Below are 13,779 nucleotides of genomic sequence, written 5' to 3' on the forward strand. Positions count from 1 at the left end.
CGCCTTTCGGCCGACGCCAAGGCCGCGCTTTTGAACCGCATGCGCAGCACCACGCCCGGGGGCGCCGCCCCCGTGGCCGCCGCCGCCACGCCCCATTACGACACCTCGTTCGCGACCCTTCCGGGTTTCGAACAGCTGAAGCTCATGCACGCGGCCACGAACGCCTTCGGCATTCCGAACCCGTTCTTCCGCACCCATGACGTGCGCGCCGGCGCCACCTCCGTCATCGGCGGCAAGGAGGTGATCAACTTCGCCTCTTACGACTATCTCGGCCTGAACGGCGCGCCGGAGGTGATGGCCGCCGCCCATGGCGCCGTGGATGCCTATGGCACCAGCGTTTCGGCCAGCCGCATCGTGGCCGGCGAGCGCGCCTTCCACCGCGATTTCGAGCGCGAGCTCGCCGCCGTCTACGGCACCGACGACGCCATTGTCTATGTGAGCGGCCATGCCGCCAATGTCGCCACCATCGGCACGCTGGTGGGCCCGCGCGACGTGGTGTTTCACGACGAGCTGATGCACAACAGCGCCATCGTCGGCACCCAGCTCTCGCGCGCCCATCGCCGCTGGTTCGCCCACAACGATCTCGACGCACTGGAGGCCATGCTGGCCGCCGACCGCGCCAGCTATGGCCGCGCGCTGATCGTGGTGGAGGGCAACTATTCCATGGACGGGGACGCCCCCGACCTCGCCCGCCTCGTGGACCTCAAGCAGCGCTATGGCGCCTGGCTGATGGTGGACGAGGCCCACAGCCTCGGCGTCCTGGGCACGCGTGGCCTCGGCATTTTCGAGGCCCAGGGCATCGACCCCAGGTCGGTCGACATCTGGATGGGCACCTTGTCCAAGACCCTGGCGAGCTGCGGCGGCTATATCGCCGGCTCCAAGGACTTGGTGGATTATCTGAAGCTGTCGGCGCCCGGCTTCGTCTATTCGGTGGGCCTGTCCGCGCCGGCGACCCTTTCGGCCCTGACCGCCCTGCGGCTGATGCTGCAGGAGCCGGAGCGGGTGGCGCGCCTGCAGGCCAACAGCGCCCGCTTCCTCGCCGCCGCCAAGGCCGCCGGGCTCGATACCGGGGCAGCGGACGGCCATGCCATTCTGCCCGTCATCGTGGGCGACTCCCTCAAGGCGGTGGTGTTGTCGAACCTGATGCTTGATCGGGGCGTGAACGTGCTGCCCATCATCCATCCGGCGGTGCCCAACAAGGCGGCCCGGCTGCGCTTCTTCGTGACGGCCGCGCACACGCCCGAGCAGATCGACGCGACGGTGAACATCCTCAAGGAAGAGCTGCCGAAAACCGACGCCTTCATCCGCAAGCTCGCCTTCGCGGGCATCTCGGACATGCTGGAAGGCGGCGCCGGACAAGGCTGACGCCGGAGCGGCGGACGAAAGGGCGGGCCTCTCGCCCATCACCGCTCGGGGGGCGGTGCCATGACGATCCTGATGGACATCACGCGCATCTTCCGGCGCGCGCCGCAGCTCACGCCCACGGGCATCGACCGGGTGGAGCTCGCCTACGCCCTCCATCTGCTGAAGCGGGATGATGTGCGCTACATCGTGCGCTACCGCCAGCGTGTCTGGCCGCTGCGCCGGCAGCCGGTGCCGCGCTTCCTGTCGGCGCTCGAGGCCCGCTGGAACGGGGCCAAGATCGCCGCCGCCCGTTCAGGCGAGACCGAGCGCCTGGAAACGTTCCTCGCGCTGCCGGCGGGCACCCTGGCCGAACCGCACGCCTCCGGAACGACGGCGCCGGTGGCAGACATCTGGCCGCTCTATGCCAGCCTGTTTTCCCCGGGCGATGGGCTGACCGGCGCGCTGGCCCGGCCGGTGGGCCGTGGTGCCATCTATCTCAATGTCTCCCATGAGGGGCTGACCTTCCCGGGCGACATGGAGCGGCTGGTGCGCGAACTCGGCTGGAAGCCGGTCTACCTGATCCACGACCTTATTCCGCTGACCCACCCGGAATATGTGCGCGAGGGCGACGAGGCCAAGCACGACTTGCGCATGACGCAGGTTCTGAACACGGCCGCCGCCATCATCTACAATTCCGCCCACACCGAGCAGACCATGCGCGACTTCGCCGCGCGCAAGGGCTTGGCGATGCCACCGGGCATTGTGAGCCTGCTCGGGATCGAGGAAAAGTTCCAGCGGCTCCACCCGCCCGCCGTGGCCGGGGCGACAGCGACGGCGCCCCCCTATTTCGTCGCCGTGAGCACTATCGAGCCGCGCAAGAACCACCTGCTGCTGCTGCATCTGTGGCGCCGGCTCGCCGAGCTGCGGGGGCAAGCCACGCCCAAGCTGGTGCTGGTGGGCCGGCGTGGGTGGGAAAACGAGAACATCGTCGATCTGCTGGATCGGGCCAGCGGGCTGAAGCCCCATGTGTTCGAATGCAACCGCCTCGCCGATGAACAATTGACGCGGCTGCTGCGGGGCGCGCGGGCGATGCTCTTTCCCTCCTTCGCGGAGGGCTATGGCCTGCCGCTGGCGGAAGCCCTGGCCCTGGGCGTGCCCGTCATCGCCTCGGAGCTGGAGGTCTTCCACGAGATCGCGGGCGACATCCCCTGCTACCGGGACGCCATTGACGGGCTGGGCTGGAGCGCGGCCATCGAGGACTTCTGCCGCCCGGACTCCGCGCTGCGCCAAGGCCAGATGGCCGCGCTGAAGGACTTCCGCGTGCCCACCTGGCCCCTCCACTTCGCCAAGGCGGATGAGCTGCTCGACAGCCTCACCTGACGGCTGCGCGACCGACGCGATGGCGCGGCGCCCAGACGGCTTCAGGGTTCATGGAAACAGAGAAACCGTCTATCCCTTTGTTTCTACGGCATCTCTCCGCGCATACCGGTTCCCGTCCGCTCTGAAGCACCCTATGCCCGCCCCAGCATGCGGCGCAAAATGGCGTTGAGGCCTTCGGGCGCGCAATCGCCGGCCACCGCGCCGGCCGCCTGCCCCCTGACGCCGCCCACGACGTGGCGGCCGCACTCGATCACGATGTAATCGGTGCGGGGATCGTCTGCGAGCATGTCGAAGCCTGGCAAGAGCGGCGCGTGATCACCGTAGAAAACCAGCAGCGAGCGTTCGGTGGCGGCGTCCAGCCCCTCCACCATGCTCGCCAGGAGTTCGTCGGCATGGGCGGCGTGCCGGCAATATTGCTCCAGCGGATCGTCGGTCTCCGAGAGGCGGCCGGCGCCGTAGGGGTCGTGCGCCTCCATGGTGACCGCCATCATATAGATGGAGTGCCCCCGCTCCCGCGCGGCAGCGATCTCCGCCCGCAGACGCCGGCCCACGGCAGCGTCGGACACGTAGGGCCCGAAACGCTCCATGCCGGAAAAGTCCGCCTCGGTCAGGAAGCGCTGAAAGCCCAGCTCGGGCACCGCCCGCGCACGGCGAAAGAAATGCGGGTCATAGGGATGGACGAACACCGTCTCCCAGCCCTCCGCCTGAAGCTCCCCCGGCAAGGCATGGCCGGTGAAGCGGCGGGCGCGCAGATAGGGGTGGAACCGGTCCACCCCCTGGGCCGCGAAAGCGAGGCCCGTGGACACCGCGAACTCGGGCCGCAGCGTATAGGCCCCATAACAAGGCACCACCAGCCGCCCATGGGCCAGCGCCCGCTCCCGCAGGGCGTCGAAGGCCGGCAGCTCAAGGCCGACGCCCTGGCGCCGCAGGTCGTAGAAGGACTCGGACTGGATCACCACCACCGCGTCATAGACGCCGGGGGCAGCAGCCGTCCCGGCATCGGGCGGTGGTGAGGCGGCGGCGCGCTCGGGCCGCGGGGCTGGCGCGGGCACGGCGCGCAGCGCCACCGCCGACACAAGGATGGACGGCACCAGGCCGAGGCGGGTGACGAAAACCCGCGCCGATTCGCGGCTCACCAGCTCCAACGCCTGCGGCCAGGGGGCCAGCACAAGGCGCGGCGTGGCGAAGGCCAGGCCGAAAAGCAGCAGCAGCAGCCCCAGCGCGACGCCCTGCCCCGCCCAGCTCAGGGTGCGCGGCTCCAGGATCATCCAGCCGATGATAAGGCCCACGAGCCCGGCAATGACGGCGAGCATGCCCAGCGTCTTGCGCCAGCCCAGATAGAACAGGTCGGGATGCCGCACGAGATGGGTGATGAAGGCGAAGTCCGTGACCACGAACGGCTCTTTCAGATACCGCGCCTTCTCCCCCGAAATCACGAGGAACACCGCCGTGGTGATGATGGAGGCCGTGGCCGCGAACGCCGCGCGTGCCGAAAGCGCCAGCCAGAACAGGAACAGCACCGCGAAGGCCGCCAGCCGCAGTGCCAGGAAGCGGCCCGCCGCCCCCGCCCGCTTCGGCGCGGGCGCGAACACGCGCTCCATCAGGTCGCACACCAGCACGGCGAGCACCCCGGCCGCGAGGCCAGCCGTTACTGTGGAATGGATCATACCGCCATCGCCCCCGCTGCACGGAAAGAGGCGTGCGCCTCGCTCCGCTGGCCCGGTTCGCCACATATACCCGCCCTGGGTCCGATTTTGTGGCCGGCACCGCGGACACGAAGTCGGCGCCGGCTGCCCAAGGACAGACAGGGTTTCAGCCGCCGGCGGTCCCCCCGTCAACCCGCAAATTCGGCGCCGCCCGGCGTTCGCCGGCAAAGAACCGCAGACGGAGCAAGGCGCGGCACCCTCCCCTTCCGCGCCAATCGCCGCGCGGGGCGACGCGGACATCCCTGCCCGGCCCTCACGCCCATCGCGATGGAGGGCCCCACGCGCGGCATTGGGGCTGGCCCTTCATGCGGCAGCCCCGCGCGAAACCGGCATCGCCGGCGCGGCCTCATTGCTCCCCTGCGTTTCCTCGGGCTTGCCCACGGCGCCCGTGTCCGCTAGGCCCGCCATTGCGGCGCGGCGCGCGCGCCCCCAGAAGCCTCCCGGCCGTCCGCCCTGACGGCGGGAGATTGGAAACCTCGCCACCAAGTGGGTCTGCGCCTTGGTCGTTCTGCTCGTCATCGTGGTGGCGCTGAGCCTTGCCTTCAGCGTCGCGTCGCTCGCCTCGGCGGCCCGCAAGCTGCTGTGGATGCACCTGCCCAACGAGCAGGCGACAGCGCGCGTCAGCGTCATCCTGCCGCTCACCGGCGCGGCGCCCCATCTGCGCGAGATGATCGAGCTGCTGGCCGGCCAGACCCTCAAGCCGCGCCGCCTGATCGTGACCGTGGAGGCGGAAGAGGACCCCGCTTTCGCCGCCACCCGCGCCGTGGCGGAAGAGGCCCCCTTTCCCATTCAGATCGTAGTGGCCGGCCCGGCCACCGAGCAGGCGCAGAAATGCCACAACCAGCAGGCGGCCCTCGCCCTCATCGACAGCGAGGATGAGATCATCGTCCTCATGGATGGCGACATCCGGCCCCATTCCAACTGGCTGTCGGGCCTGGTGGCGCCCATCCTCCACGAGGGTTTCGACCTGGTGACGGGGCATCGCTGGCAGCAGGTGATGGCGCCGCGCCTGGGCGCCCATCTGGTGGCGGCGGTGGACCGGGCGGTGACGCTCACCCCCCGCCTCGACCGCGACAGCACCCGCGTGGTGTGGGGCGGCAGCATGGCCATTTCCCGCGACGCCGCGGCCCGCATGGATCTTGCGGGCAGCCTCGACCACACCTTGTCCGACGACCTCTCCATCTCCATCCAGGCGGCCGAGCGCGGGCTCAGGGTGGTGACGCGCGGTGCGCTCTACATCGCCTCGCCCTCGGACCTGCGCTTGGTCCCGGCCTGGCGCTTCGCGCGGCGCCAATACCAGATCTGCAACATCTACCGGCCGTGGCTGTGGCGCCTGGCGCTCGCGGTCATCGGCCTGCGGCTCGCGGCCTTCGCGGTGGCGGCGGCGGCCGTCGCCACCGGGTCGTCCTGGGCTGGCTGGGGCCTGGGTGCGCTCCTCGCGCTCTCGCTGCTCGGCCTAGTAAAGCAGTATCTGGTGGGCGTGGTGGCGGCGCGGGTGGGGCTGCCGGACCCTGCGTCGGTTCGCCTCGGTCAGCTTCTCCTCGGGATCGTGCAACCTGTGGCGGACCTGTTCCACTTCAGCGTCATTTTCGGCGCGGCCTGGACCGGCACCGTAAAGTGGGGGCATGTGACCTATGATGTCCGGGGGCCTGACCGCATCCGGGTGAAAGGGAGACGGCCATTCTCACATTGATCCGGGCCTTCGCCGGCGCCTTCGGCCGGCTGCCCTTCGCCGCCAAGATCGCGGGACGCTTTCTGGGCGACCCCATGCTGCTCATCGGCCACAAGCCGCTGGTGGGCTGGCAGACCGTGTTCACCCTGCCGTTCCGCCGCATGGCGCTGGTGAACGACAACGCCACCGCCGAGGCGGTGATGCTGGATCGCGCCGGCAAGTTCCCCAAGAGCACGGTCATCACCGCCTTGCTGAGGCCCCTCATCGGCGAGGGCGTCTTCGGCCAGCCCGGCGGAGACACGGTGAAGGAGACACGGCGCATTATGGCGCGCGCGCTCGCCGCCATCCCGGCGACGCAGATCGCCGAGGTCACCCGCGCCATGACCCTGGAATATATGGAAGGCTGGCTGAAGCACGCGGGCGCGCCGGCGCCCGTGGGGGTGGACCTGTCCCGCCTCACGGTGGACGTGGTTTCGCTCTGCACCATGGGCCGGCGCTTCACGGCCGAGGAATCCCAGCGCTTCACCGCGCTTTTCTCGCTCTACCACCAGCGCGCCAAGGCCACCCTGCTGCTGCTCGCCCATGAGGACGAAGCCACGCGCGGCCGCATCATCCGCGAGCTGGGGCTTGAGGAGGTCGGGGCCGAGATGCGCGCGCTCATGCGCCAGCGCTTCCTCGCAACGCCCCTCGGCCGGGACGGCGACGCCATCTTCGCCCACGCCCTGGCGGATGCCGGCTATGCCCGGCCCGGGCAGGACGACCGGGCGCTCGACGAGATCGCCGTGATGCTGCTGGCGGGCCATGAAACCACCGCCTCCACCCTGAGCTGGCTCGCTTATGTGCTGGCGGGCGACCCCGCCCTTCAGGAGGCCGCCGCCGCGGCGGTCGCCCTGCCCGAGGGCGAGCGCCTGCCCTCGAATGCGCCCCGATTTGCGGGCGCCGCCGGCGCGGAGGTGCTCTCCGCCCTCACCCAGGAGGCGCTGCGGCTTTATCCGCCCATCGGCTTCTTCCTGCGTGAGAACAAGGAAGAAGTACCGCTGGAAGGCCGCAACCTGCCCAAGGATAATTTCATCGCCGTGGCGCCACGGGTGCTGCATCGCCATCGCGGATACTGGAAGAAGCCCGACGTCTTCTGGCCCGAGCGCTGGCTTGAGGCCCATGACCTGCCGGCGCGCACCGCCTTTATCCCCTTCGGCATGGGCGCGCGGGTGTGCCCCGGTGCGCAGTTCGCCAATATCGAGATGGCGGAAATCACGCGGCTGATGCTCACGCGCCTGCGGTTCGGCTTGACAGCCGGCGCCGCGCCCCTTCCTCTCGGAAACCTGACCTCGCGGCCCGAGCCAGACATCGTGCTCACCGTCACGCCACGCGCCGCGGCGCCGTCATCCGCTCAACGGAGCTGAACCGCTCGTGTCCGATACCTCCACGACCACCAAGACCAAGGCCCCCAAGAAGAAGATTAATCCGGAGCTGGCCGGGGCGCTGCCCTGCCCCATTACCGGAGCTCCCCCGGTGCGGCGCATCCAGACCATGTCGAAGGCGCTGCTTCAGGACATCTGGCGGCTTGGACAGGGCGTGGACGTGAGCCATCTGTTCAAGGACATCAAGAGCTTCAGCCTCTACGAATCGCCCACCGGGCTCGTCTATTTCGACCCCATGGTGGTCGGCGACGGGGAGTTCTACGGCACCTATTACGACAAGTGGGAGGTGCATGACGCACTCACCTACCTGTCCGACACGCGCGTGGACTTCATGCATACGGCCAAGCATGTGCCGGCCGGCGCCAAGGTGATCGACATTGGCTGCGGGCCCGGCGTGTTCCGCCGCCATGTGCCCCACGCCACCTATGTGGGCCTCGACCCCTATGCGGGACCGGACGTGGACGACGTCGTCATCCGCGAGACTCTGGAGGAGCACGCGGAGAAGAATCCCGGCGCCTATGACGTGGCCACCTGCTTTCACGTCATCGAGCACGTGCCGAACCCGCGCCGCCATGCGGAGCTGATGGCGAAGCTGGTGAAGCCGGGCGGCCTAGTGGTGCTGGCGGCGCCGCTCTTCCCCTCGCCGCTCACCGAGATCCCCAACCTGCCCATCAACATGCCGCCCCACCATGTGACCTGGTGGAACGCGCGCGCCTTCACCGCGCTGGCGGAGAATCTGGGGCTCGAGGTGGTGGAGGCCAATGCCACGCCGCCCTCGCCGCACCAGAACATGTTTTTCTGGATGCACAAGCTCTTGTTCCGCCGCACCTATCATTCGCCGGACGAGCGCTATTTCGCCCATCGCTGGTCGTGGCACGCCAGCATCGCCCTGGCCTATCTCGGTGCGCGGGTGGTGAGCCGGTTCCGCTCCATGCCCGCCACGGCGCGGCCGGTGGACGCCTATCTGGTGGCTCGCAAGCCGGCCTGACGGGCCACCCGCGAAGCGCAAATGCTTTTGGCGGGCCGATGATGTATAGGAGCGCCAGCCAACAACGGACGTGAAGGCAAGATGCGGGTTCTGATCACGGGTGGCGCGGGCTTCATCGGCTCGGCGGTGGTACGGCATGTGGTGGGCCTCGGGCACGAGGCGCTGACCTTCGACAAGCTGACCTATGCCGGCAATCTTGCTTCACTGGAGCCGGTGAAGGACAATCCGCGCCACCGCTTCCTGAAGGCCGACATCTGCGACGCGGCCGCCGTGCGCGCCGCCCTCGCCGAGTTCCGCCCGGATCTGGTGATGCATCTGGCGGCCGAGTCCCATGTCGACCGCTCCATCGACGGGCCCGCCGCCTTCATCAATACCAATGTGGTCGGCACCTTCACGCTGCTCCAGGAGGTTCTGGACTACTGGCGCGCGCTGCCGGAGGCGGCCAAGGCGGCCTTTCGCTTCCACCACATTTCCACGGACGAAGTGTTCGGCAGCCTGGGACCGGAGGGCCTGTTCCGCGAGGACACGCCCTATGCGCCCAATTCGCCCTATTCCGCCTCCAAGGCGGCTTCGGACCATCTGGTCCGCGCCTGGCACCACACCTATGGGCTGCCGGCGGTGATGTCCAACTGCTCCAATAATTACGGGCCCTACCACTTCCCGGAAAAGCTCATCCCGCTGGTGATCCTCAACGCGCTCGACGGCGCGGAGCTGCCCATCTACGGCACCGGCGAGAACGTGCGCGACTGGCTCTATGTGGAGGACCACGCCGAGGCGCTGTTCATCATCGCCACCCGCGGGCGGCCTGGCGAGAGCTACAATGTGGGCGGCGCCAGCGAGCGGCGGAACATCGATGTGGTGCGCACCATCTGCACCACCCTCGACGCCAACGTGCCCGACCCCGCGGGCCCGCGTGAGCGGCTCATCCGCTTCGTCACCGACCGCCCCGGCCATGATGCGCGCTACGCCATCGACTTCTCGAAGCTCCAGCGCGAGCTCGGCTGGTCGCCACGCCACACGTTCGAGGGCGGCATTGCCAGCACCGTGCAATGGTACCTCGACAACCGCGCCTGGTGGGAACCGCTGCGCCAGCGCTACCAGGGCCAGCGGCTCGGTCTCACTCCCGCGGAAAAGGCCTCCTGATGCGCATTCTGCTGCTCGGCGCCGGCGGCCAGCTCGGCCGCGAGATCACGGAACACGCGGCCAAAAGGGAGGTGGAGCTCATCGGGCTCGACCACACCGCCCTCGACATCTGCGACCCGGCGGCCGTGGCCCGCGCCATGGAGGCGCAGCGCCCCGACGTGGTGATAAACACCGCCGCCTATACCGCCGTGGACAAGGCCGAGAGCGAGCCAGAGCTGGCGGCGCGCATCAATGCCTTCGCCCCCGGCCACATCGCCGAGCGCTGCGCGCGCTATCGCACGCCGCTCATCCATGTTTCGACCGATTATGTTTTCGACGGCACCAAGGCCGCGCCCTATGTGGAGCAGGACCCGGTGGCGCCGCTGGGCGTCTATGGCCGCACCAAGGCGGCCGGCGAGGCGGCCGTGCGCTCGGCGGCGGAGCGGCACATCATCGTGCGCACCTCCTGGGTCTATGGCGCCTACGGCCACAATTTCCTGAAGACAGTGCTGCGCCTTGCGCGCGAGCGCGAGCGGCTGACCATCGTCGCCGACCAGCACGGCTGCCCCACCGCCACATATGACCTTGCGGAAGCGCTGCTGACGGCGGCGCAGGCGGCCATGGGCGAGGATGCCCGCTGGGGCACCTATCATTTCGCCGGGGACGGGGCGACCACCTGGCATGATTTCGCGGCCGAGATCGTGCGCGCGGCGGGCCCGCGCCTGGGCAAGGTGCCCGAAGTGGCGCCCATCACCACCGCCGAATACCCCACCCCCGCCAAGCGGCCCGCCAATTCCCGGCTTGCCAGCGACCTGTTCCAGCGCACCTTCGGCCTCAGGGCCGCGCCCTGGCAGCAGCGTGTGGCGGAGGTGGTGGACACCCTTCTCGCGCCGGCCGCCGCCTCCTGAGGGAGGCGCGGACACGCCGTCGCACTTTTTCGCACCGCCCGCATCTTGTAGGGTGCGGCGCGATTTTATCGATGCAGCCCAGGTCTCCGCCGGCGTGGCGGCCTCTGAGGGCTCGCCGTTCCGGACTTTGAGATGAGCAGCAATTTCAACGAGGAAACCGTGAAGAGCGTCCACCACTGGACGGACCGGCTCTTCACCTTCACCTGCACCCGCGATCCCGGATTCCGCTTCCTCAACGGCCAGTTCACCATGATCGGCCTGATGGTGGACGGTCGCCCGCTGCTGCGCGCCTATTCCATGGCCAGCGCCAATTATGAGGAAGACCTTCAGTTCTTCTCCATCAAGGTGCAGAACGGCCCCCTCACCTCCCGCCTTCAGCACCTGAAGGTGGGCGACAAGATCCTGGTCGGCCGCAAGCCCACCGGCACCCTGATCCAGGACAATTTGTTGCCCGGCAAGCGGCTTTATCTGCTTTCCACCGGTACCGGCCTCGCCCCGTTCCTCTCCGTGACGAAGGATCCGGACGCCTATGAGCGTTTCGAGAAGATCATCCTCATTCACGGCACCCGCACGGTAGCCGAGCTCGCCTACGAGGACTTCTTCACCAAGGAACTGCCGAACAACGAATATATCGGCGAAGAGGTGAAGAAGAAGCTCATCTATTACCCCACCGTGACGCGCGAGCCGTTCCGCCACCAGGGCCGGCTGACGGACCTCATCACCTCCGGCAAGCTGTTTTCCGATATCGGCCTGCCGGTGATCTCGCCGGAAGAGGACCGCATGATGCTCTGCGGCAGCCCGGCCATGCTGAAGGACACTGTGGCCCTGCTGGAGGCGCGCGGCTTCAAGGAAGGCAGCCAGTCGGAGCCCGGTCACTATGTGATCGAGAAGGCCTTCGTCGAGCGCTGAGGCGGCCGGGGCCCTGTCGGCCCCCTTGTCGGCCACACCCTTGCCGGCCGCCCTTGCCGGCCTCCCTTGCCTTCGCCTGCCGGAGCCGCCCTAATGCCGAGGGGCCAGCGCGCTTCGGCGGGCCATGCGGCCGGCGGCGGCGGTCCACCACAATCCCGGGGGCTCGGGGACGAAGGCAGGCATGTTCGATGCGGTCATCATAGGTGGCGGACCGGCCGGCGCCTCCTGCGCCCTGTGGCTGAAGATGCTGGGCTTCCGCCCCTGCCTCGTGGAGCGCCGCCCCACCCTGGGCGGCCTTCAGAACGACAACCCCTATCCCAATGAGTGGATCGCCTCCGCCCCCAACCGCACCGGCTACGAGGTGGCGGCGGACATTCATCGCCAGATCCTGGCCCAGGACATCGTCTGCCGGCTCGGCGAGGCGGTGAGCGCGCTGGATGTGATCCAGGACGGCTTCCGCGTCACCACCACCGGCGGCGCCATGATTTTCGCGCGGTCAGCCGTGCTCGCTACCGGCGTGCGTCCGGTGAAAGGCGGGCTTGCCGCCTCCGACCAGGTGCTGATCGGTCCTGGCCGCACCATGTTCAATGCCGACTTCGACGGCCAGGAGATCGCCATTCTGGGCGGCGGCGACAACGCCTTCGAAAACTACATTTTCGTGCGCAAGCGCGGCGCGGCGGCGGTGCACATCTATGCCCGCACCATCCGCGCCCGCCGGGAGTTTCTGGAAAAAGTGCCCGCGAACGACGTGCGCATCGGCACCTACCATGTGGAGCCTGAGCGCCCCGCAGTGGCGGACCGCATCTATGACCGGCTGGTGGTGCTCTATGGCTGGGAGCCCTACCTGCCCTACGCCCACCACCTCGACCTCGCCCGCACCGCGCGCGGCTTCGTCGAGACCGATGCCGACTGCCAGACGTCCATCCCCAATCTCTATGCGGTCGGCGAGATCGCCCAGCGCATGCACCCGTGCTGTGTGACCTCCATGGCCGATGGCGTGGTTGCGGCAAAAGCCATCCAGCGCAGCTTAGAAGAAGACGCGGTCGCCCGTTTCGTGGAGCGTGTGCACGCCAGCCGCCGCCTGGATTGACGCCGGCAGATGACCCGCTTCCGCGCGAAGCGGGAACCGGTTCGCGCGGAAGCCCATACAAACACACGGATAGAGCGCTTCGGCATTTCCCGGAAAAACTGAAGTCCGCTGAAGCACGTCGCCTCATGCCGCCGACCAGTTGCTGATCGCGGCGGAAGGCGACCTGTGCGCACCGCAAGCGGATCCCCGAACGCCCCTTGACCATCAGGCGCGCGACCTCTTCCGACAAGCGCCCGAGCCAGAGCGGCTGCCCCAAGCCAGTCCTGCCGTCCCGGTCCGGGCGCCCCCGGTGAGCCCCTCCCAGAGATGCGCCGCCCCTGGGCGCGGGCCGGAAGCAGGCCTGCGCATCACCCGACATTGCGGTATCGGGACACCGCTGCCGCCTGTTGAGATGAGAGCATTCTCTTCAGGCGAAGCAGGTCGCTCCGCGAAGAGATGCACGATCAAGAGAGGCGTTATTCTCCCGGGACAGCCACCGCATCCCCGGCCAGCTCCGGCTCACGGGTCGTCCGCACCGCAGGAATGGGAGCCGCGAGCGCGGCGGCCACCTCGGGCTGTCGCATGAGGGCGGCGGCGGCGGCATAGATGTCGCCCGCCTCGCTCACCGGGGCCTGCGCCATCTCCGCCGCCACGCGCGAGGGGCGGGAGGACAGCACCACGATGCGGTCCGCCAGGCGCACCGCCTCGGCCAGATCATGGGTCACGAACAGGACCGCCGTGCCCGCCCGCTCCACTTCGCGCCGCACCAGCGTCTGCAGCTCCTGCCGCAACCCCACATCGAGGGCTGAAAACGGCTCGTCCATCAGCACCAGGTCCGGCGACACCGCCAAGGCACGTGCGATGGCAACGCGCTGCTGCATGCCCCCCGAAAGAGCTGCGGGGCGCTTCCCGAGATCGGTTTCGCTGAAGCCGAACCGCATCAGGATTTCCGCCGCCGCCGCGCGGCGCGCCGGCCGGCTCACCCCGCGCGCCTTCAAGCCAAAGGCGGCATTGTCCAGCGCGTCGGCCCAGGGCAGCAGGCGCGGCTCCTGAAACACCATGGTGGGGTTGGAAAAACCGTTGCGCAAAATGCCCGCGCTCGGCATCTGGGCCCCGGCCGCCAGACGCAGCAGCGTGGTTTTCCCGCAGCCCGAGCGGCCGATCAGCACCACCAGCTCGCCCGGCCGCACCTGGAGATCAATGCGCTCCAGCACCACACCGTCGGCGAAGGCGAGGCGAACCCCTTCAAGACTCAGCATG

General features: G+C 68.7%; 11 protein-coding genes. 9 read left to right on the top strand and 2 right to left on the bottom strand.

Features of this window, described 5'->3' with window-relative positions:
* Positions 1 to 39: 39 nt before the first annotated feature.
* Together L0966_RS13535 and L0966_RS13540 are read left to right on the top strand one after the other, a co-directional pair.
* A complete protein-coding gene (locus L0966_RS13535) occupies positions 40 to 1,365 on the top strand; it encodes an aminotransferase class I/II-fold pyridoxal phosphate-dependent enzyme (RefSeq protein WP_370640749.1) in 1,326 nt (441 codons plus the stop codon).
* Positions 1,366 to 1,425: 60 nt separating this feature from the next.
* Positions 1,426 to 2,724 carry a glycosyltransferase family 1 protein gene (locus tag L0966_RS13540; RefSeq protein WP_234052475.1) on the top strand — a complete coding sequence of 433 codons (1,299 nt, stop codon included), beginning with the start codon at positions 1,426 to 1,428 and terminating at the stop codon, positions 2,722 to 2,724.
* Positions 2,725 to 2,855: 131 nt separating this feature from the next.
* Here the strand turns inward: L0966_RS13540 and L0966_RS13545 are convergent, their stop codons facing one another.
* The gene (locus L0966_RS13545) at positions 2,856 to 4,391 is read right to left on the bottom strand and encodes an LTA synthase family protein (protein ID WP_234052476.1); all 1,536 of its coding nucleotides are present in this window, start codon (positions 4,389 to 4,391) and stop codon (positions 2,856 to 2,858) included.
* A gap of 538 nt (positions 4,392 to 4,929) precedes the next feature.
* Here L0966_RS13545 and L0966_RS13550 point away from each other — a divergent pair.
* From L0966_RS13550 to L0966_RS13580, 7 genes are all read left to right on the top strand, one after another.
* Positions 4,930 to 6,123: a glycosyltransferase family 2 protein gene (locus L0966_RS13550; RefSeq protein WP_234052477.1), complete on the top strand. Its 1,194-nt coding sequence runs from the start codon at positions 4,930 to 4,932 to the stop codon at positions 6,121 to 6,123.
* On the top strand, positions 6,120 to 7,505 hold the full coding sequence (locus tag L0966_RS13555) for a cytochrome P450 (protein WP_234052478.1): 1,386 nt from the start codon (positions 6,120 to 6,122) through the stop codon (positions 7,503 to 7,505). Before L0966_RS13550 ends, L0966_RS13555 begins: the two co-directional genes overlap by 4 nt.
* 7 nt (positions 7,506 to 7,512) lie before the next feature.
* Positions 7,513 to 8,511 carry a class I SAM-dependent methyltransferase gene (locus L0966_RS13560; RefSeq protein WP_234052479.1) on the top strand — a complete coding sequence of 333 codons (999 nt, stop codon included), beginning with the start codon at positions 7,513 to 7,515 and terminating at the stop codon, positions 8,509 to 8,511.
* An 81-nt stretch (positions 8,512 to 8,592) separates the two neighbouring features.
* Positions 8,593 to 9,654, top strand: coding sequence for a dTDP-glucose 4,6-dehydratase (rfbB, locus tag L0966_RS13565; RefSeq protein WP_234052480.1), 1,062 nt, complete (start codon positions 8,593 to 8,595; stop codon positions 9,652 to 9,654).
* A complete protein-coding gene (gene rfbD, locus L0966_RS13570; RefSeq protein WP_370640747.1) occupies positions 9,654 to 10,541 on the top strand; it encodes a dTDP-4-dehydrorhamnose reductase in 888 nt (295 codons plus the stop codon). Before rfbB ends, rfbD begins: the two co-directional genes overlap by 1 nt.
* A gap of 132 nt (positions 10,542 to 10,673) precedes the next feature.
* Complete coding sequence (locus tag L0966_RS13575) at positions 10,674 to 11,450, top strand: ferredoxin--NADP reductase (protein WP_234052481.1); 777 nt, start codon at positions 10,674 to 10,676, stop codon at positions 11,448 to 11,450.
* 181 nt (positions 11,451 to 11,631) lie between these two features.
* Positions 11,632 to 12,540, top strand: a complete 909-nt coding sequence (locus L0966_RS13580) for an NAD(P)/FAD-dependent oxidoreductase (protein WP_234052482.1) — start codon at positions 11,632 to 11,634, stop codon at positions 12,538 to 12,540.
* A 455-nt stretch (positions 12,541 to 12,995) separates the two neighbouring features.
* Here L0966_RS13580 and L0966_RS13585 read toward each other — a convergent pair whose 3' ends face one another.
* Entirely contained in the window at positions 12,996 to 13,778 is a 783-nt protein-coding gene (locus L0966_RS13585; RefSeq protein ID WP_234052483.1) for an ABC transporter ATP-binding protein, read from the bottom strand.
* Between the last annotated feature and the right edge of the window lies 1 nt (position 13,779).

The organism is Xanthobacter sp. NM-59 (assembly GCF_021401125.1).
Classification (GTDB): domain Bacteria; phylum Pseudomonadota; class Alphaproteobacteria; order Rhizobiales; family Xanthobacteraceae; genus Xanthobacter.